Origin of the sequence: Acidisarcina sp., from assembly GCA_035539175.1 — a bacterium.
Taxonomy (GTDB): domain Bacteria; phylum Acidobacteriota; class Terriglobia; order Terriglobales; family Acidobacteriaceae; genus JANXZS01.
The window spans coordinates 872,141-891,556 of record DATLIY010000007.1 but is presented as its reverse complement, the minus strand read 5'-3'; the positions used below and the strand labels follow the sequence as shown (position 1 = coordinate 891,556).

The following is a 19,416-nucleotide window of genomic DNA, read 5'->3' as shown; positions in this document are numbered from 1 at the left end:
TCGATGAGATCGCATCTGCTTGCATACAATGTCCTAATCGCAGCGGCGGTCGGGCCCGCAGGATCTGGCGCTGAAGGTTTATTTCCATCCGCCCGCGGCCCGCTTCGCACGTCCTTTTTTGCCGGGCAGGACTGACCGCGACCCTGCCCCCCTACAAAGTGCGCTGCAATCGTCGTATTCTGTCAGTAGGGATATATGGTTACGCGCGTTCCCTCAACATCCACCGGCCGGGTCGTCGAATCGCACCCCCCGCATACACGAGCCCGGGCAAGCAAGCCCCGCTTTTACCTAAATTCACCTGTGTCACGCTACGAGTTGATCCCCAAATTATGAGCACACAAGTCGAAATGCCTATCGCGACGGATTTCACTGCTGAAGTTGCAGAATGGATTGAAGCCTTCAACCAGGTCGTTCTAGCAGAGGGCCCGCAGCACGCCTCCGACCTCCTAGAGGAGTTGCACGAGAGAGCGCGCGATGCCGGAGTCCCCACCCCCTCCCATCTCACCACCCATTATCGGAATACCATCCCGGTTGAAGAAGAGCTGCCCTACCCCGGCGACCGCTACATGGAGCGCCGCATCAAGGGGCTGATTCGCTGGAACGCGCTCGCCATGGTGCACCTGCAGAATAAGAAGGATCCTGGCATTGGTGGCCACATCTCCACGTATTCTTCTCTGGCTACCCTGCTCGAGGTCGGCTATAACCACTTCTTCCATGCTTCTTATGGAGACCAGCCCGGAGATCTCATCTACTTTCAGGGCCACGCTTCACCCGGCGTCTATGCGCGGGCGTATGTGGAAGGCCGCTTGACGGACGACCACCTGCTCAACTACCGCCATGAGCTGCGCGACAAGCCTGGACTCTCCTCTTATCCTCACCCCTGGCTCATGCCGGACTTCTGGCGATTCCCAACCGTCTCTATGGGCATCGGTCCGCTCAACGCCATCTACCAGGCGCGCTTCATGCGCTATCTGGAGAACCGCAAGCTCATCGAGAAGACCCCCCGTAAGGTCTGGGCATTCATAGGAGATGGCGAGACAGACGAGGTGGAGACGCTCGGGGCGCTTACCATGGGCGCGCGTGAGAAGCTCGACAACCTCATCTTTGTCATTAACTGCAATCTGCAGCGTCTCGACGGCCCGGTTCGCGGCAACAAGCGCATCATCGACGAACTCGAAAGCGTCTTCCATGGCGCTGGCTGGAACGTAATCAAGGTGATCTGGGGAGCGGGATGGGACAAGCTCTTCGAGCGCGACCATTCCGGCCTCCTGCTCAAGCGCATGGAAGAGTGCGTCGACGGAGACTATCAGGCATACAAGGCCAAGGGCGGAGCCTACGTACGCAAAGAATTCTTCGGCAAGTATCCTGAGCTGCTTGAACTCGTCAAAGATATGACCGACGACGAAATCTATGCCTTGCATCGCGGCGGGCATGATCCTGTCAAGGTATTCAACGCCTACAAGCGGGCGATGGAGCATACCGGCGGACCCACCGTCATCCTCGCCAAAACCGTGAAGGGCTTCGGCTTCGGGACCACGGAAGGACGCAACGCCGCCCACCAGGAAAAGAAGCTGACCGAGGACGGCATCACCGCATTCATCAAGCGCTTCAACATCGAGCTTCCCGAGGAAACGGCAAAGCAGGTCCATCCCTATCGCCCTGCGGAGGATAGTCCGGAGATCACGTATCTCCGCGAACGCCGCCGCGAACTCGGCGGCTACATGCCCAGCCGCGAAGTGCCAAAGACCGACTTTCAGGCTCCCCCACTGGATTACTTCAAGGAGTGGACTGCTGGATCGAGGGGACGTGAAGTCTCTACGACCATGGGTTTTGTCAGCATGCTTCGCACCTTGTTGAAGCATCCCCAGTTCGGCAAGTACATTGTGCCGATCACTCCCGATGAGGGCCGTACCTTCGGTCTCGAATCGGCAATTCGCCAGGTTGGCATCTATGCCAGCGAAGGGCAGAAATACAAGCCGCACGACGCGGATGTATTGCTCTACTATCGCGAAGAGATAGACGGCCAGATTCTGGAAGAGGGCATTACCGAGGCCGGAGCCATGGCATCCTTCACGGCTGCGGGCAGCGGCTATACCAACTATGGTGTGCCCACCATTCCGTTCTACATGTACTACTCGATGTTCGGATTCCAGCGTGTTGGCGACATGATCTGGGCATTCGCCGATTCTCGCGGCAAGGGCTTCCTGATGGGTGGAACCGCGGGACGCACCACTATGCTCGGCGAAGGGCTCCAACATCAGGACGGCCACAGCCTGATCCTCGCGAGCACGGTGCCAACCTGCATTAGCTACGATCCGGCCTATGTCTATGAGCTGGCAGTGATTCTGCAGGATGGTCTGCGCCGCATGTATCAGGACGGAGAGAGCGTCTTCTACTACATCACCATGTACAACGAAGACTATGCCATGCCCGAGATGCCGGAAGGGGTTGCGGAAGGAATTCTGCGCGGCATCTACAAATTCAAACCGGCAGCCAAGGGCAAGGCCACGGTGCAGCTCTTCGGCAGCGGCACGATCCTCAATGAAGTGGTGCGTGCGCAAGGCATCCTCGCCGAGAAATACGGCGTTCAGGCTGACGTGTGGAGCGTGACCAGCTACAACGAGCTTCGGCGCGAAGCGCTTTCCGTGGAGCGATGGAACCGCCTGCACCCTGCCGAGCCGGAGAAGACGCCATATATTCTTACCGCCTTGCAGGGAGCCAAAGGCCCCATCATTGCGGCCAGCGATTATATGAAGTCCCTGACCGATCAACTCTCGCCGTGGCTCTCCAACCGCCTCGTCACACTTGGGACGGATGGATTTGGCCGCAGCGACAACCGCGAACATCTGCGTCAGCACTTTGAGGTCAATGCGGAGTCGGTGGTCGCCGCTACGCTCTCGCGGTTGGCACGCGAAGGAAAATTCGACGCTGCTCGCGCGCAACAGGCGTTTGCAGATCTCGGATTGCCGACCGAAACCCCAGACCCGGCGCATCTGTAGTAGGTGCCGGTGGATAGAGAAGGATTGACGAAGCAGGGATCAGCGATGATCCCTGCTTCTGCATCCGCAAGCCCTTTCCTTCGCTCCGCACGCCAACCTAAGTGCGGATATTGTCGTCCTGAGCGAAGCGAAGGATCTGAAGTCCTTTCACAAGAGAGAGATGGCTTGCCGGCCAATCCCGCCGCGACTTTGCGGCATCTAAGGGAAGTATGAATTTTTCCACATTGGCAACAGACTACGACGGCACCCTCGCAGAGGAGGGCGTTGTCGCGCCATCCACTATCGAAGCTCTGGAAGCCTTACGCCATTCTGGACGCAACATCATCCTCGTGACCGGCCGCGAACTCCCCCAACTGCTGGAGATTTTTGATCGAACGGACCTTTTTGACTGGATAGTCGCGGAAAATGGCGCACTCCTTTATCAGCCCGCAACCCGGCAAAAGCAGCTTTTGACGGAGCCTCCCCCGATCCAGTTTGTGCAGGAGCTTAAGCGGCGCGGTGTCTCCCCTATTTCGACCGGGGAAGCCGTGGTTGCCACATGGAGGCCGCAGGAAACCGCTGTGCATCAGGTGATCCGCGACCTCGGTCTGGATCTGCAGATCACGTTGAATAAAGATGCCGTTATGGTCCTGCCTGTTGGTGTCGACAAAGCCAGCGGCCTCGAGGCAGCGCTCGAAGAAATGAAGCTATCGTGGAACACGGTCGTTGGCATCGGCGATGCGGAAAACGACTTTGCATTTCTCAGTAAGTGCCAGTGCTCCGTCGCCGTTGCGAATGCTCTCGATTCCCTGAAACAAGAGGTTGATTTCACGACGCTTGCGTCGCGTGGCGAAGGGGTTGTGGAACTCATTCAACATATTCTCAAGGACGATCTGTGCTCTCTCGGCGACAATGACCGGCAGATTTCCATTCCCTCCAATACCAGTTCCTAGGTGGGCCGGGTCAAAACCTTCCTTAAGTGCGAGCCCACCTCTGGGCTGCCTATTTCTGAAAGCTCGCATCAAAATAGGGAACTGTAAGATGCTTCATCCCCCATTCCTCAGTGACAGGTGCCTGCGATACCATGCGAATTCTAAGTTGGCGATTGATTGTGGCGCTGATCATTGGAGTCTCTCTGGTGACGCTTGCGTCATCCTGGTATGAGGTGCAGTCCCAGAAAGATGCTCTCCGCCACGACCTGGACCGCAAAGCCGCAACCTTAGGGGAAAGCCTGGCCGCCACCGCCGAACTCTATCTCGCTACCCAGGATCATCCCGGCCTTGAGCAACTGGTGGGACGCTTCAGCAACCGCGAACACCTTGTCGGAATCGCAGTCTATGGCCGCGATCAATCCCCCCTTGTCATGACTCCGGGCCTTAGCGGATCTCTCCCCAGCCTTGCTCCGCTGCTGCGTGATTCCGTCCGCGACAATCGGGACATCAGCGTCTTTACTCATCTACGATTCCGCCGCGTTCATGTGCTGGCTGCTCCTTTGCACGCTTCCGACAGAACGGTGATTGGCGGGATCCTCGTCATCCACGATACGGGTTATATCCGCGCCGAGATCTTTCGCATCTGGGGTCGCGTCTTCTTTCGCATTGCCATCCAGGTGCTCGTCATTGCGGCGATTACGCTATTTATTCTTCGCTGGAGCCTGACCGGACCAATTGCCCGCGTTGCAGTCTGGATGCGAGCTCTGCGAACAGGCCAGCATGCGGTGCGACCCGCCGCGACGGATCTGGACTTCCTCTTTCCGCTGGCCCGCGAGGTCGCACCAATGGCGGAGAGCATCCAGCGCGCCCGAGCCGCGGCGGAGACGGAAGCGGGCCTGCGCAATGCCAACGAATCACAATGGACTGCGGAACGGCTGGCCGATCATGTCCGGAACCGTCTTGGCCAGAGCAATCTCTTTGTGGTTTCCAACCGCGAGCCGTATATACACTCGCATCGCGAAAATGGCATCGCTGTTACGGTGCCTGCGAGTGGACTGGTTACCGCTATCGAGCCAATCCTTTGCGCGTGCAATGGAACCTGGGTCGCGTATGGAAGCGGCGATGCAGATGCGGAAACCGTCGATGCCCGCGATCGCATCAAGGTTCCGCCGGATGAGCCGCGTTACACTCTGCGCCGCGTGTGGCTGAGCCATGAAGAGGAAGAAGGCTATTACTACGGATTCGCCAATGAGGGCTTGTGGCCGCTCTGCCATATCGCCCATACGCGCCCTATCTTTCGCGCCTCGGATTGGGAGTACTACTACGAGGTCAATCGGAAGTTTGCCGACGCGCTCCTCCAGGAGATCGGCGACGAGGAGAATCCCGTCGTCCTCATCCAGGACTATCACTTCGCCCTGCTGCCGCGCATGTTGAAGGACCGGCTGCCCAATGCTCGCATTGCGATCTTCTGGCACATTCCCTGGCCTACGCCGGAGTCGTTTGAAATCTGCCCATGGCAACGCGAATTGCTCGATGGGCTCCTCGGTGCGGACCTTATCGGGTTCCATGTGCGCGCCCATTGCAACAACTTCCTCAATACCGTCGATCGCATCCTGGAGTCGCGCGTCGATTGGGAGCACTTCTCCGTTAAGCGCAACGATCACCTGACCTCTGTGCTTCCATTTCCCATCAGCGTCGAGTTCTCCGGCGATGTTCCCCCGTCCGAAAGAGACCTCACCGCGGGAGAAGAGCGCAGCGCCATCTTTGCCGAGCTGGGAGTGGAAGCCACTTACCTCGGCGTTGGCGTCGATCGCGTCGACTACACCAAAGGCATCATCGAACGATTCCAGGCGGTTGAATCTTTCCTTGAGAGGTACCCCACCTATCAGGGCAAGTTCACCTTCGTCCAGATCGGCGCTCCCAGCCGCAGCCGCATCAAGAGGTATGCCGATTTCCAACTGGAGGTGGAAGCCGAAGCCAACCGCATCAATGCCCGCTTCAAGCGTGGTAGATGGAGACCCATCGTCTTTCTCAACCGCCAGCATGATCGCCATCAAGTCGAGCGCTACTATCGCGCCGCTCATGTTTGCATGGTCACATCGCTGCACGATGGAATGAATCTTGTTGCGAAGGAGTTCGTCGCCACACGCCACGACGAGAGGGGAGTGCTCATCCTCAGCCGGTTCACCGGAGCCGCGCGGGAGTTGCACGACGCTATTATCGTCAATCCATATGACGTTAATGCGACCGGCGAGGCCATCGCCCAGGCCCTCAAGATGAATGTCAGCGAGATGGTCGACCGCATGCATCGCATGCGCAAAACCATCAAGGAGCACAACATTTACTGGTGGGCTGCCAGCCTCATCGGAGCTCTGTGCGAACTTCGTCTCGAACCTAAAGGCGGCACTTGGGAACACAAACGCGGCAGCGACGACGAGACCGTTGAGCCTGAGCACGTCTCGGTAGAGATCTAAACACCAAATCTGATATGCTTCGCCCGCATTATGGAGAGAAGATACATGGAGATCCGCGACCTGCTTGCATCTGAATTTGAGAGAGAGATGAAGGGTACCAGAGCCACCCTCGAGCGCGTTCCCGAGGGGAAGTCCGACTATAAACCTCACGAAAAATCCATGTCCATGTCCAGACTTGCTGGACACCTTGCTCAACTTCCAGCGTTAGCTGTCGTGATCGTCGACTTGCCGGAGCTTGATTTCGCGACTTCAGATATGAAGCCGCTTGTCATGGAATCCAGAGACCAACTGCTCCAGGCCTTTGATAGCAACGTGCAGAAAGCCCGCGATGCTTTTGCGCGAACCAGTGACGCTGCTCTCGCGCAACCTTGGACGCTGAGGCATCAGTCACAGGTCTTCCTGCAAGGCAGCCGCTACGAGGCCATCAGAGGTATGCTGCTCAATCACATCATTCATCACCGCGCCCAGCTTGGTGTCTATCTGCGGCTCAATGGCGTTCCTGTTCCTTCCATCTACGGACCTTCTGCTGACGAGTCCTAACAGAAGATCTCCGAAGCAAAAAACGCCCGGTTGCCGAACCGGGCCTGCTGGAGAATAGATCAAAGGGGGGGCAAATTCCATGCCCTCTTTTGACTTTCTAGAACGTGTATTTGACAGCGAGTACCACAGGTCGCAGCGAGGCAGGAGACATCCTATTGCCTATATCTTGCGTCTGGACCAAGCTATAAAATGGTAGCGTTATCAGCCAGAGCTTGTAAAACATAAGGGTCGAGCATTACACTCGGCTTGCCAATGACCCCAGAGCATAGCCCCGCATGAGTAGAAAGTCTTCCTCCGTTCCTACCATCGCCGATGTTGCACGCGAGTGTGGTGTCGGCTCTATGACCGTCTCCCGGGTTGTGAATGGTGGCAGGTATGTGAGTCCTGCCACGGCAAAGCGTGTGCGTGCCGCAATTGCCAGGCTTGGTTACGAGCCCAATGAGGCGGCTCGCATTCTGAAGGGGCAGGCTTCTCGAACCATCGGCCTCATCCTGCCCGATCTGGGCGATCCCTTCTTCTCCGCCTGCGCCCATGCTGTGCAGTTGTTGGCAGCCAGGCACGGTTATAGAACGCTGCTCTCTGTCTGCGAGGGAAATGTTGAGACCGAGCTGGAAGAACTCGCGGTCATGAAGGCAAGGAAGGTGGCCGGGATTTTGGTCATACCTTCCAATAAAGAGTCGATTGAGCCATTAGCGACGTTGCGGGCGCGAGGCGTCCCTGTCGTCATGCTGGATCGCACCCTCCCTGGTCTGGATGCGGGAGAGGTAATGGTGGACAATGCCGGAGGAGCGCAGAAGGCTGTCAACCACCTTGTCCAGCACGGTCATCGGAAGATCTTGTGCATCGGCTACAACAGCAGGTTTAACTCGATCGGCCAGCGGATAGCGGGCTATGAAAGTGCGATGACTGCGGCAGGCCTGGTTCCGCAGGTCCTCGCCGTAGAAGACGATTCTTCCGTCGGCCCGCAGTTGCTCCAGTGCTTGCGTTCCAGCAAGCCCCCCACTGCCATCTTTAGTTTGAATAATGTGACAACCACCCAGGTCTTGCATCTGCTGCAGAGGGAAAATATCCAGATTCCCGGGGATGTCGCACTGATCGGCTTTGATGATTTTGAGCTGGCGAGTCTCCTCGCGGTGCCGCTAACCGCGGTCAATCAACCGGCAGGCGAACTTGGCCGCAGTGGAACGCGGATGCTGCTGGACTGGATACGTACGGGGACGCAGGAGATGCGCTCCGTCGACGATAGAGTGGTATTGCCGGTAGAGCTTGTGATTCGCCGCTCCTGTGGTTGCGACGCGCCTCCAAGGATTCGCTCTTCCCGCCAGGACAACTGACTGCAACCTGCTCATTCTTCGCGAGGCAGAGGGTAAGAGAAACTATGCTTTCGCCCGATGCTCCGATAAACTGAATAGGGTAGCGTTATCTAAGGGAGCTTGCCTTGTCTCGTGATGCGGGAGTTGAACTTCTTGTGTTTGATGTTGGTGGCAGTCATATCGCCTGTGGTGTATTGAGCCTGAAAACAGGGACTCTCAGCCAGGTAAGGCGCACTCCCACGCCCGTGACGGGGCCCTCAGAAGAATTCTTCCGGGCGGTTGAAGTTCTCGGTAAGCAGCTGCTTACCGCGCCGGAAGCGTTGGCTGGCCTGGCTCTTGCGGTCCCGAATCCGTTTGATTATGAGCGCGGCATCAGTTACATGGAGCATAAGTATCAGTACCTCTATGGCGTTGATCTTCGGCGCGCCCTGGCGGACCGCTTCGCTTGCGATCCTTCTCGGATTCATTTCCTCAACGATGCCGCAGCATTCCTCATCGGCGAGATTCACCAGGGTGCCGCTGTGGGCATCGGCCGCTCCATAGGCATCACTCTGGGAACAGGGGTCGGGTCGGCCTTTGCGGTGAATGGCAGGATTGTGACGGACGATCCCAACGTTCCTCCCGGCGGAGAGATATGGAACCTGTCGTACCGAGAAGGCATTGTGGAGGATGTCATTTCAGGCCGTTCCATACGGGAGATCTACAAGCGACTCACGGGCAGTATGGCCGAAGTAAGGGAGATTGCTCGCCGTGCTGCTGAAGATGCGATCGCCCGCCAGGCCTTCGAGATATTCGGACAGGAGCTTGGCAAGGTCCTGCGTGCAACCTGTGCTGCATTTCATCCGGAGCGGATTGTTTTTGGGGGAGCGATTTCCCACTCCGGCGATCTCTTTCTGCCCGCGGCAAGAGCGGAGCTGGCTTCCGACACCATCGAGTTGTGCGTCTCTCAGTTGTTCGATAATGCGCCATTGATTGGAGCCGGAATCAGTTGGCAGCAACAGCAGGGTGTGGATCGGCATGATTCGCTAGCGTCACCCACAGCGCGATGAGATAGGAAAGCTCCACCACTACTTCCCGAAAACGCTGCTCTGACTCTTCCTGATCAGGATGTTTGCGCCAGCAAACCCTGATCAGGAAGAGCTTTTTGTGACCCATCCTCTAAAACCTATCCGTCGATACCACCCACCTCCCCAGAATGTGAACCCTGCCTTTCGATGCGGCAAAGTATTTTGTTGCGTGGGTGATGGGCGTCACAGCAGCCCCCTGTGGCAAAGCGTAAAAACAGCGCCGGGTTGGAGAAGAACACTTCCGGTCCTGGAACGAAGGACGCTGTGAAGGCGCGAACACAACGTCAGTTTGCAGTGAGCAGCAAGGCGAAGAATTCGATGTATCCGTCGTAGCAGCACGTGTACGGAGGCACTCGGAGATGAGCTGGCGAAAAGAATACGAGCGCAAGCGTATGGATGCAGCGCAGGCATTGCAGACCGTGCACTCTGGCGACCGCGTATGGATCCAGTCGGGATGCGGTACACCCTCGATACTGGTGGATGCATTGGTCGCGCGGGCCTCCGAGCTGCGCGATGTGGAGATCGTCCACATGATGACGCTGGGGAACGCAGATTACACGCGGCCGGAATGCGAAGGGCATTTTCGGCATCGCGGATTGTTTCTGGGGGCGAACGTGCGCGAGGCGGTGGCGGCAGGCCGCGCCGACTACACGCCCATTCTGCTGAGTGAGATTGAAGGACTATTCCTGAGCGGAGAGCTGCGACTCGATGTTGTTCTGATGCAGGTATCGCCGCCGGATGTGCATGGGTTTGTGAGCCTGGGAACGACAGTGGATTGCACGCTGACCGCAACTCACTGTGCCAGGGTGGTGATTGCCGAAGTGAATGAACAGATGCCGCGCACGCACGGAGATACATGCATTCCCGTGAGCCGGATCTCCGTGCTGGTGGAGACATCGCGGCCGCTGCTGGAGCTGCATTCGGAGCCTTTCACGGATCTGCATCTGCGTGTTGCGCGCAATGTGGCGTCTCTCATCCCCGATGGTGCAACGCTGCAAACAGGAATCGGCGGGATTCCGGATGCGGTGCTGAAGTGCCTGGGAGACAAGCGTGATCTGGGGATTCACACCGAGATGTGTTCTGACGGAGTCATGGATCTGATCGAGTCCGGCATAGTGAATGGCGAACGAAAGTCTCTGCACCGCGGCAAAGTGGTTCTGGGATTTGTTCTGGGAACGCGACGCTTGTTTGATTTCATCCACGAGAATCCAAGCTTCGAATTTCGATCAATCTCTTATACGAATGATCCTTTTGTGGTGGCGCAGAACGACAGGATGGTTGCGATTAACTCGGCATTGCAGGTGGATCTGACGGGGCAGGTGTGTGCCGACTCGCTGGGAACCAGGCCCTACAGCGGCTTCGGCGGGCAGTTGGACTTTATTCGCGGTGCAGCGCGCTCGATTGGCGGAGTGCCGATTATCGCGCTGCCATCGACGGCGCTTGGTGGCAGGGTATCAAGGATTGTCCCCGTGCTCGAACCAGGAGCGGGCGTAGTGACGTCGCGGGCGGATGTCCACTATGTGGTGACGGAGCATGGCATTGCCTATCTGCACGGGAAAACTTTGCGGGAACGTGCGGAGGCTCTGATCGCGATTGCGGGATCCGAAGTTTCAGGGCGAGTTAGAGGACTTTGCGGTGCGGGCACGATACCTGGAGCGCAAAGCGGCGATGGCCGGTTATCCCTGAGGAGCGGCGATCCAAAGGAAAGGAGCGCGAGAGATGGAGATGCGCGACAGAGGCTTGCTTCAGGTAGATGTGGAGGAGTGCAAAGGATGCGGCCTTTGCATCGAAGCGTGTCCGCCGAAGGTGATTCGCATGAGTGAGAGGCTGAATCACTACGGTTACAGGACAGCGACATACGCAGGCGCAGGTTGCACGGGTTGCGGAATCTGCTTCATGGTGTGTCCCGAGCCGGGAGCGATCACAGTTCTGTGTGCTGCGGCTTACAGGAATCCGAAGGCGAACACCTGGCCACAGGTGTAGAGGGAGACAGCAAATGCGCAAGCAACTGATGAAGGGGAACGAAGCAGTTGTGAAGAGCGCGATTCTCTCGGGTTGCCGTGCGTTCTATGGATATCCCATCACACCGGCAAGCGAGATTGCAGAGGCGGCGGCGCAATACATGACGCCGGCAGGAGGAGTGTTTCTGCAGGCGGAGAGCGAGGTAGCAGCGATCAACATGATGTACGGCGCGGCGTCGGCGGGCGTAAGAACCATGACGGCGTCAAGTGGCCCGGGGATCAGCCTGATGCAGGAGGGCATCAGCTACATGGCGGGCGCGGAGTTGCCCGGCGTGATCGTGGACATCACTCGCGGCGGCCCTGGCCTGGGGAACATTGCAGCGGAGCAGAGTGACTATCACCAGGTGGTCAAGGGTGGCGGCCATGGAAACTATCGAACGATTGTGCTGGCACCGGATTCCGTGCAGGAGATGGCGGATTTAACAGCCCTTGCCTTCGAAGTGGCAGACCGCTATCGCAATCCAGTGGTGGTGCTTGCGGATGGATTCATCGGGCAGATGATGGAGCCGGTGGAGTTTCCTCAGAGCGCAATCGCGCCGCGTTTACCGGAGTGGGCCGTAGCAGGTACGGCAGCGTCACGCGGCAATCTCATCACATCACTGCATATGGATTGCGATGAGTTGGAGGCGCATCTCCGCCACCTGGAGACGAAGTATCTCTGCGCGAAGCAGCATGAGGTGCGCGCAGAGGAGTGGCATGCGGATGGAGCAGAGGTTGTGCTGGTGGGATACGGTATTGCGGGGAGAATTCTGAAGGCCGTAGCAGCGGAGGCTCGCGCAGCCGGGCTCAATGTGGGCGTGCTGCGTCCCATCACTCTGTATCCATTTCCAGAGATGCATCTGCAGCGCCTCGCCACGCATGCGCGTGTCTTCGTGGTTGTGGAGTTGAGCAATGGCCAGCTGCTCGAAGATGTGAAGCTCGCATTGAACGGTGCGCGTCCGGTCGAGTTTCTGGGTCGAGGGGGAGGGAATGTGCCGTCAATCGAAGATGTCCTCAGCTTTGTGCGAGAACAGGCGTTCCGTTATCCGCCGGTAAAGCAGCCGGAAGAAGGGCGGCTGGTTCATGTCTAACGAGACGGTTTCAGAATACGCAGTGGTGCATGCGCGGCCCGACGCGTTTTACGAGTGCTTCGAGCGAAAGCCGGAGTTGCAGCACCAGACGCACTATTGCCCGGGCTGCGGACATGGCATCGTTCACAAGATGCTCGCGCAGGCCATTGATCAGCTAGGCATCCAGGACAGAACAATTCTTGTCAGCCCGGTCGGATGCTCAGTGTTTGCGTACTACTACCTCGACGTCGGCAACATTCAAGGCGCGCATGGGCGTGCCCCGGCTGTAGCAACAGCGGTCAAGCGCAGCAGGCCGGGCAGCATCGTGATCGACTACCAGGGGGACGGAGATCTATCGGCAATTGGGTCGGCGGAGATTCTGCATGCCGCGAACCGTGGCGAGAACTTCACAGTGATCTTCGTGAATAACGCGATCTATAGCATGACCGGCGGCCAGATGGCTCCGACGACGCTGCTGGGGCAGAAGAGCACGACAACTCCGCATGGGCGAAGCGCGGCGAGTGAAGGGTATCCGCTGCATGTGAGCGAACTGCTGGCAACGCTGGAGGCCCCGGTTTACATTGAGCGCGTTGGTTTGGGAGATAACAGGCAGATCGCGCAGGCGGCGCGCGCAGTCCGGCGAGCCGTGGAGAACCAGGTGCACGGGTTGGGCTTCTCCATGGTGGAAGTGTTGTCACCATGTCCGACGATCTGGAAGATGTCGTCGGTCGAGGCACAGCGGTGGGTGCGTGACGTGATGGTGAAGACTTATCCGCTGGCGGTTTTTCGCGACCGCACACAAGACGCACAGCCCCGCGTGGTATCTGAGGCAGCGCCGGCCCTGGAGGAGATTCCGCGAATTGTTGGCGTTGTCGAAGAAGAAGATTCGTCGGCAGTGAATTCCGCAAGTACAGAGCAAATAGCAGAAGATCTGGATCTTCGCGTGCGCGTAGCGGGCTTTGGCGGGCAGGGAGTGCTCTTGCTGGGCGAAGTGCTGGCGGAGGCTGGGCTCGATGCGGGGCTGGAGGTGTCATGGCTTCCGTCCTACGGGCCAGAGATGCGCTCCGGCACCTCGAACTGCCACGTGCGGCTATCCAAACGGCCAATCGATTCGCCTCTGGTGATGCGGCCCAACGTGCTGGTAGCGATGAATGAGCCATCGCTGCGAAAGTTCTATGCGAGCGTGCGCAGCGGCGGATGGATTCTCTACAACGGAGAAACGCTGCCAGCAGATTGCGCGCGGGCAGATGTGCACGTGCTGGCAATGCAATTTACGCAGGTGGCCGATGAACTGGGCGATGCGCGAGCCAGCAACATGGTGATGCTGGGTGCGCTGCTGGAGAACATCGCAGTTTTGCCAGAGGCAAGCGTTGGCGCAGCGCTGCGGCGGTTGGTCAAGCATGCGCAATGGGTAGCACTGGATGAGCGCGCACTTGCTCGCGGACGAGAACTCTACAGGAACTCCTCGCGAATATAGATGCGTTTCAGCGCTGCTCGCCGCTGCGGGAGTGTCTTGTGTGGATGCGCAGGAATCCCGGTGACTGCATTCCGATAAATTCTTTGCTCGGGCGGAGATTTCCGGTTGCGTGTCACTCCGCATGCACATGCGCGGGACTCTAGCCCCACGGTTACCTGCACACAGTCGCGCACATGCTCCTGCCAGGTATAACGTCCGTATTGAAAAGTACGGTTGACAGGGATGCGTGACTACTTGTGCCAACTAGCGAGTATCAATAGCAGATAAGATAACTTTTAGATGGCGTGATGCACGACGCCAACAACTAAGAAGAAATGCAGCGAGCTATTTTTGGAGGGATGCTCCTCGTCCTTTTGCCGTGAACTCCAGCGGCATGCGACTGTTATTTCCAGCCGCGATGTGCATACGGGTAGATAGGAGCTGTCACGGAAGAAAGGGAGCAGATGATGGAGCAGCAAGCTCACGATCTGCTCGGGTATATGCTTCTGTCCCTTTGCCATAAGCTCAAAGTAAAACCAAAATTGGAAACTCCCGCTAATCAAGCAAATCAGGGATAGGCAAGATGACTCTGCGTTTCTATAAAAGAATCAGATTTGAACATATGATCGACTATTTGCGCGGATTTTCAATTGTAGTGGGCTTCTTATCACTTGGGTCGCTGTTGCACCGGCTCGGCATTCCCATCCCTGGAGGAGTTCTGGGATTGATCGTGTTTTATCTGGCGATGTCGACCGGCCTGATAAAGCTAAAGTGGATGGAGAGAACGGCAAATCTGCTGCTTCGCAATATGGTGCTTATGTTTGTGCCGCTGACAGTGGGGCTGATGGACATGGGGCCTCTGCTGTCGCGGCAGGCCCTGGCGATGAGCGCCAGCCTGGTAGTGAGCCTGGTGGCTGTATTGCTAACGACCGGCGTGCTGGGCCGCTGGCTTCTGCCAACTGAGTCCATCCAGCCGGAGTTCAGCGCGCACACCGTAAAGCATGAAGCGACTGAGGATGGCCAATGAATTTCGTGCAGGGGATTGTCAGAAATCCGGTCTTTAGCATTGTGCTTACCTTGTTGGTCTATTGGCCGGCTCTTGCGCTGCACAGGCGCTGGCACTGGATTCCGCCCGTCGTTGCTACCTGCCTGCCGATCGTGGCTTTCCTGCTTTTGGTGCGTGAGCCTTACACGGAGTACAACCGCGGGGGCAGCTATCTGAGCTGGTGGCTGGGGCCGGCGACCGTGGCGCTGGCGGTGCCCATGTACCGGCATGGCATGACGCTGCGAAAGTCCTTGCCGAGGCTGGTGCTGATCGTGCTGGCTGGCTCGATCGTGGGCATGATCTCTGCCGGACTTACCGCGTGGTTGCTGGGCGCACCCTTGCCGGTCGTGATGTCCACTGTGCCCAAGTCAGTGACCACACCGATCGCCATCGAAGTATGCCGGGAGCTCAAGGGCATTCCGCAGATCACTATCGCACTGGTACTGCTGACAGGAGTGTTGGGCGCCAGCTTTGGGCTGCCACTGCTGCGGCTGGTGGGCGTGCAAGACGATCGAGCTATCGGCGCCGCCATCGGCACGTCCGCACACGGTATCGGCACAGCAAGCTTGGTACGGCACTCGGAGATGCAGGCCACTGTCTCTTCCTGGGCCATGGCCGTGGCGGGCGTATTTACATCATTGCTGGCATCACTGCTAATGCTGTTTCTGCATTGACGAGTAGAAACGCGCACTATATATCCGCTTTGGGGCAGCTACAACGGCGCCCATCTTGCGGCTGGCGTTCTTAGGGCCTGGATGGCGGCGGGTATAGACGGAAAGCATGAGCATCCAGACTTCAGCGAAATTCTGCTCGAATCGCGAAATTAACGCAAACAGTGAGGCGCGACCGTACGGCAGCCGTACAGTCTCCCCGAAATTTCTCCGGTTATTGAGTAACTGGGATTCAGGGCTCTGTTTGATTCAGAATCTTCGCATCGTGTTCTTTAATCCCAGCCAACGACAGTTTTCCGCACTCCTCTAATTTCTCCAAATCGACACGACTCATAACATACGTATATCCATCCCTATCAGTAATAAGGTAGGTCGGCTCGCCATTCTCGCCCCGGCTATTAACCACTCTCAATCCCTGGTTTTCTAAAGCCCTCTTAGGATTTGGCATGCGTTCTCTCCTGGGGGATAAGTGTGCTACAAAAGGTCACGTTGCTCATTCAACGCAGAAAACACTTGACGTCATGCAGTGGCGCATCCAAGAGTTCTCCTCTAGTCCAAGGCGATCTGTCATGGACCCATTTTAGGCTCGGGAAGATCGCAGTCGCCGCTAAGCAACTTGGCAGAAATTATCTTGGAATCGAGATGAACTCAGAACAATTGAAGATCGCGGAGGGGCGCCTCAGGCAAATCAATAGCGAAACAACAGTAAGTACGTAACAGATACATGGTTTTCAAAATGCGCCGTATGCGGCACATACCAAAAAATATGGTGGAGGCGGCGGGAGTCGAACCCGCGTCCGAAATCGATGTCAGCAGAGAGACTCCATGCTCAGTCACGTTCCGGAGACTTCAGTTTACGCGCTCAGAACGGACAAAATACGCGTAACCCTAGCCCGTAAATCTCGTTCTCTCAGCCCAGGCGTAGCCTTGAGAACCAGTCTGCTGTGCGACGTTCTTTCGCGGCCCACAGACAAAGCCACGGAGAACGGCAACTTAACTAATTAAGCTGCGTATGCCAGTTGATTATCGGCAATTATCATTTTGCAAGCGATTACGGGTGCCCGCACCCCGGCATGCCTCTTTACCGCAAACGATCCCGTCGAAACCGTGACGCCCCCACTTCTGAAGCAGCATGCGACGCTTTTTATCGCATGCCTAGTCTCATTATACCGCCGTTCCTGGCGGCTATCCGTTCGAGACTGGCCGTTTCCCGGTTTGAGAGTGTTCCCCGGTAATTGGGGCGAACAATCTACGATCCAAGATGCTCCAGGTCGATGGATTCGTATGCTTTTCGCTCCACCCCTTCGCGAATTTGCTTAGGCGTCTTCCCGAGCTTCGTCTGGCGGTAGGCGTACACCGCTTCCTTGGCGCAGGTGGAGCACTCGGCGCCGTGCGTGTTCTCAAAGCAGCTATGCAGGCTGTTATGACCAAGCGCGCGGTCACAGCGGCAATAGCAGGGAAGCTGATGGAGCACGGCAGGAATCTTTACCGCCATCCGATAGACCTGCGTTTGCCATGGGTAGCGGAAGGATGGGCCTTGCAACTGGCTGCCGGACAGAATCGGTGGAAGCTTTGCTGTGGGAGGCTGGGAGTTATAGGCTGGCACGTCATCCCCTGGATTCGACCATTGAGCAAATGCGCCTGCAGTGGCTAGTCCCATGAGCACGCCCAGCACAATACGCTTCATACACAACCCCTCGACAAAGGATGAGTGAATGTCACTTCAGATCACCGACGCGCAGCTACAGCCGAACCAGCGCCCGGTAAAGAAGCAGAAGTGGAATTCCTGACTCCATCTTAACGTACCTGTGGGTGTCGTATGACGGGCAAAAAAAGGCGGCACGAACGGTATGTTGTTCGTGCCGGGAGGCCAGTGACGCAACTTGTGACGAATCCCTTTTGCTGGACGGTGAGAGATCTATCTCGATCGAACCGCCAGAGCCACACAATTACTTAGATGCTGCTGCCTGCCAAAAAGCATCCAAACTTGTGTTGCAACTCCTGAAGTGTATCCATCTTTTGGTACATACACAAGGTAAAAGCGATGAAATAATTCATATTCCCGTATTTTTATTGCTCCTTTAATGGGGAAAGTATGGTTTCACGGATTATCGGGGGCGCTCCTGGGAATGCTCCGAGACGCAAATAGAGGAATATATGCTTAATAATGAATGGTTTGCATCATTGGCGGAGAAAAAAGAGACAGCTGATACCCATGAACTAGCCACAAGGAGCGCATCCAGGCCACTCCTTAGAACTGTTTTGCTGATGATGAGCTCTGCGCTCCTGGGAGGTGTCGCCTTCGCAATCTGGAATCGGCGGCAGATCTCCAGTATTCGGGAGAAGGACACGGTCTATCCGTGGCCACCAGTTTCCGATGACGACGACGCGATTTATTAAAACCTCGAGAGCGGTTTTCCTGTTACTAAGCTGCTGATCTTCCAATTACTTGTGGATTGCTTCGGAAGTGGAATCGCAGCTCGCCGCCAGGCTAAAGTCCATCTCGGTTAGGCCGCCGGCATCATGCGAGGTCAGCGCCAGGCGAACTTTGTTATAGCGAATATCTATATCTGGATGGTGGCCCAGGGCTTCGGCATTTTCTCCGACCCGATTGACGAATTGCAAAGCGGTTATAAAGTCCGGAAAACTGAAGGTGCGGACAATCTCATGTTGCTCCAGGTTCCAGTCCGGGATCGATTGCAGTTTGTGCTGAACGGTTTCCTCATTAAGTAGGGCCATCACCGCCTCCTTGTCCTTTAGGATGCTTATTCGGAGTAGGTCAATGGGGCATATCGCTGGTTATGATGGCGAATCTCGGCGCGCAGATCCTGCCAAAGCTGATCTGGCAGGCTGAGATAGGTTTCGACGATTGCGGGATCGAACTGCGTGCCGGCGCAGCGGCGTATCTCTCGCCGGGCTGCCTCAAAGCTGTTTGCGCAACGGTAAGGTCGATCCGAGGTGATCGCGTCCAGAGCATCCGCGATGGCAAAAACGCGCGCGCCGAGCGGGATCTCCTCTCCCTTGAGCCCTCGTGGGTATCCCGAACCGTCAAAGTGTTCCTGATGGCTGTAAACAATCTCCGCTGCGTCATGCAGGAAAGGGATCTTGTGCAAAATATGGTAGCCTCGGGCGCAATGTTCGCGCATGATGGCCTGCTCTTCCGCACTGAGCCTCCCCGGCTTCAGCAGGATGGCGTCAGGAATCGCCATTTTGCCGATGTCATGCAGGAATGCACCGCGAGCGATGACCCGTATCTCGGAGGGACCAAGCCCCAGAGCACGCGCCAAGGCTATGGTGAAGGCGGTGACGCGTTTGGAGTGGCCTTCGGTTTCCGAATCTTTCAGATCGAGAGCATCGCCGAGCGCTTCGAGCGTAATGTCGTAGGATCGCTCCAGATCGGCAACAGCCTGTCCCAGCATCTCTGTTCGGGACGAGATCAGCTGCTGGAGATTCTCACGGACCTCTGAATTCTGCTTCACCAGCCGGCGGTAATCCAGCGCCTGACGCACGGTTTTGTGCAACAGGGCATTTTCGAACGGCTTCAGCAGGTAATCGTAGGCTCCACGACGCATGGCGGTGATGGCCATCCCGATGTCGTGAATGGCGCTGATGATGACGACGGGAGTGTCGGGTTCGCGATCCTTCAGACGATCGAGCAGCCCCAGGCCATCCACGCCTTTCAGGGTGATATCGGAGAGAACGAGATCGAAGGGGTCTTCTTTTTCAATGTGATGCAGGGCATCACTGCTGCTGGCGGCCAAAAGGGGCTGGTAATCCGCCGCCTTTAATGCCGCCCCGATTGACTTCCTTACATCTGCATCGTCATCGACTACCAGGATTCGAACTGCTGTCATCCCGTCCCCGCTCTTC

At 57.0% G+C, this 19,416-nt stretch carries 16 protein-coding genes and 1 other RNA gene; 12 read left to right on the top strand and 5 right to left on the bottom strand.

Annotated elements, in window-relative coordinates:
• Nucleotides 1-329: 329 nt before the first annotated feature.
• From aceE to VM554_06430, 12 genes are all read left to right on the top strand, one after another.
• Entirely contained in the window at nucleotides 330-2,999 is a 2,670-nt protein-coding gene (aceE, locus tag VM554_06485) for a pyruvate dehydrogenase (acetyl-transferring), homodimeric type (protein ID HVJ08011.1), read from the top strand.
• Between the two features lie 209 nt (nucleotides 3,000-3,208).
• Nucleotides 3,209-3,931 (top strand): HAD family hydrolase, encoded by a 723-nt coding sequence (locus VM554_06480; protein HVJ08010.1) that lies wholly within the window; start codon nucleotides 3,209-3,211, stop codon nucleotides 3,929-3,931.
• A 131-nt stretch (nucleotides 3,932-4,062) separates the two neighbouring features.
• Nucleotides 4,063-6,384: a trehalose-6-phosphate synthase gene (locus tag VM554_06475; GenBank protein ID HVJ08009.1), complete on the top strand. Its 2,322-nt coding sequence runs from the start codon at nucleotides 4,063-4,065 to the stop codon at nucleotides 6,382-6,384.
• Between the two features lie 45 nt (nucleotides 6,385-6,429).
• Entirely contained in the window at nucleotides 6,430-6,924 is a 495-nt protein-coding gene (locus tag VM554_06470; GenBank protein HVJ08008.1) for a DinB family protein, read from the top strand.
• Between the two features lie 275 nt (nucleotides 6,925-7,199).
• The gene (locus VM554_06465; protein ID HVJ08007.1) at nucleotides 7,200-8,258 is read left to right on the top strand and encodes a LacI family DNA-binding transcriptional regulator; all 1,059 of its coding nucleotides are present in this window, start codon (nucleotides 7,200-7,202) and stop codon (nucleotides 8,256-8,258) included.
• A 104-nt stretch (nucleotides 8,259-8,362) separates the two neighbouring features.
• Nucleotides 8,363-9,286 (top strand): ROK family protein, encoded by a 924-nt coding sequence (locus VM554_06460; GenBank protein HVJ08006.1) that lies wholly within the window; start codon nucleotides 8,363-8,365, stop codon nucleotides 9,284-9,286.
• A gap of 377 nt (nucleotides 9,287-9,663) precedes the next feature.
• Complete coding sequence (locus tag VM554_06455) at nucleotides 9,664-11,127, top strand: acetyl-CoA hydrolase/transferase C-terminal domain-containing protein (protein HVJ08005.1); 1,464 nt, start codon at nucleotides 9,664-9,666, stop codon at nucleotides 11,125-11,127.
• On the top strand, nucleotides 11,024-11,287 hold the full coding sequence (locus VM554_06450; GenBank protein HVJ08004.1) for a 4Fe-4S dicluster domain-containing protein: 264 nt from the start codon (nucleotides 11,024-11,026) through the stop codon (nucleotides 11,285-11,287). Before VM554_06455 ends, VM554_06450 begins: the two co-directional genes overlap by 104 nt.
• Before the next feature lie 13 nt (nucleotides 11,288-11,300).
• Entirely contained in the window at nucleotides 11,301-12,395 is a 1,095-nt protein-coding gene (vorB, locus tag VM554_06445) for a 3-methyl-2-oxobutanoate dehydrogenase subunit VorB (protein HVJ08003.1), read from the top strand.
• On the top strand, nucleotides 12,388-13,851 hold the full coding sequence (locus VM554_06440) for a 2-oxoacid:acceptor oxidoreductase family protein (GenBank protein ID HVJ08002.1): 1,464 nt from the start codon (nucleotides 12,388-12,390) through the stop codon (nucleotides 13,849-13,851). Before vorB ends, VM554_06440 begins: the two co-directional genes overlap by 8 nt.
• 562 nt (nucleotides 13,852-14,413) lie before the next feature.
• The gene (locus VM554_06435) at nucleotides 14,414-14,857 is read left to right on the top strand and encodes a CidA/LrgA family protein (GenBank protein HVJ08001.1); all 444 of its coding nucleotides are present in this window, start codon (nucleotides 14,414-14,416) and stop codon (nucleotides 14,855-14,857) included.
• A complete protein-coding gene (locus tag VM554_06430) occupies nucleotides 14,854-15,549 on the top strand; it encodes an LrgB family protein (protein ID HVJ08000.1) in 696 nt (231 codons plus the stop codon). The genes VM554_06435 and VM554_06430 overlap by 4 nt, the downstream gene beginning before the upstream one ends.
• Nucleotides 15,550-15,778: 229 nt before the next feature.
• On the opposite strand, the gene VM554_06425 is transcribed toward VM554_06430, so the two are convergent.
• The 5 genes from VM554_06425 to VM554_06405 form a co-directional block, all read right to left on the bottom strand.
• On the bottom strand, nucleotides 15,779-15,994 hold the full coding sequence (locus VM554_06425) for a hypothetical protein (protein HVJ07999.1): 216 nt from the start codon (nucleotides 15,992-15,994) through the stop codon (nucleotides 15,779-15,781).
• Between the two features lie 319 nt (nucleotides 15,995-16,313).
• Nucleotides 16,314-16,664: a transfer-messenger RNA gene (gene ssrA / locus VM554_06420) on the bottom strand.
• A gap of 131 nt (nucleotides 16,665-16,795) precedes the next feature.
• Nucleotides 16,796-17,233 carry a CYCXC family (seleno)protein gene (locus VM554_06415; GenBank protein ID HVJ07998.1) on the bottom strand — a complete coding sequence of 146 codons (438 nt, stop codon included), beginning with the start codon at nucleotides 17,231-17,233 and terminating at the stop codon, nucleotides 16,796-16,798.
• Nucleotides 17,234-17,991: 758 nt separating this feature from the next.
• Entirely contained in the window at nucleotides 17,992-18,285 is a 294-nt protein-coding gene (locus tag VM554_06410) for a 4a-hydroxytetrahydrobiopterin dehydratase (protein HVJ07997.1), read from the bottom strand.
• Nucleotides 18,286-18,311: 26 nt separating this feature from the next.
• A complete protein-coding gene (locus tag VM554_06405) occupies nucleotides 18,312-19,400 on the bottom strand; it encodes an HD domain-containing phosphohydrolase (protein ID HVJ07996.1) in 1,089 nt (362 codons plus the stop codon).
• Nucleotides 19,401-19,416: the final 16 nt, after the last annotated feature.

Coding starts and splice junctions, on each gene's coding strand:
- aceE (HVJ08011.1), top strand. CDS start 330: ATGAGCACACAAGTCGAAATGCCTATCGCGACGGATTTCACTGCTGAA.
- VM554_06480 (HVJ08010.1), top strand. CDS start 3,209: ATGAATTTTTCCACATTGGCAACAGACTACGACGGCACCCTCGCAGAG.
- VM554_06475 (HVJ08009.1), top strand. CDS start 4,063: ATGCGAATTCTAAGTTGGCGATTGATTGTGGCGCTGATCATTGGAGTC.
- VM554_06470 (HVJ08008.1), top strand. CDS start 6,430: ATGGAGATCCGCGACCTGCTTGCATCTGAATTTGAGAGAGAGATGAAG.
- VM554_06465 (HVJ08007.1), top strand. CDS start 7,200: ATGAGTAGAAAGTCTTCCTCCGTTCCTACCATCGCCGATGTTGCACGC.
- VM554_06455 (HVJ08005.1), top strand. CDS start 9,664: ATGAGCTGGCGAAAAGAATACGAGCGCAAGCGTATGGATGCAGCGCAG.
- VM554_06450 (HVJ08004.1), top strand. CDS start 11,024: ATGGAGATGCGCGACAGAGGCTTGCTTCAGGTAGATGTGGAGGAGTGC.
- vorB (HVJ08003.1), top strand. CDS start 11,301: ATGCGCAAGCAACTGATGAAGGGGAACGAAGCAGTTGTGAAGAGCGCG.
- VM554_06440 (HVJ08002.1), top strand. CDS start 12,388: ATGTCTAACGAGACGGTTTCAGAATACGCAGTGGTGCATGCGCGGCCC.
- VM554_06435 (HVJ08001.1), top strand. CDS start 14,414: ATGACTCTGCGTTTCTATAAAAGAATCAGATTTGAACATATGATCGAC.
- VM554_06430 (HVJ08000.1), top strand. CDS start 14,854: ATGAATTTCGTGCAGGGGATTGTCAGAAATCCGGTCTTTAGCATTGTG.
- VM554_06425 (HVJ07999.1), bottom strand. CDS start 15,994: ATGCCAAATCCTAAGAGGGCTTTAGAAAACCAGGGATTGAGAGTGGTT.
- VM554_06415 (HVJ07998.1), bottom strand. CDS start 17,233: ATGAAGCGTATTGTGCTGGGCGTGCTCATGGGACTAGCCACTGCAGGC.
- VM554_06410 (HVJ07997.1), bottom strand. CDS start 18,285: ATGGCCCTACTTAATGAGGAAACCGTTCAGCACAAACTGCAATCGATC.
- VM554_06405 (HVJ07996.1), bottom strand. CDS start 19,400: ATGACAGCAGTTCGAATCCTGGTAGTCGATGACGATGCAGATGTAAGG.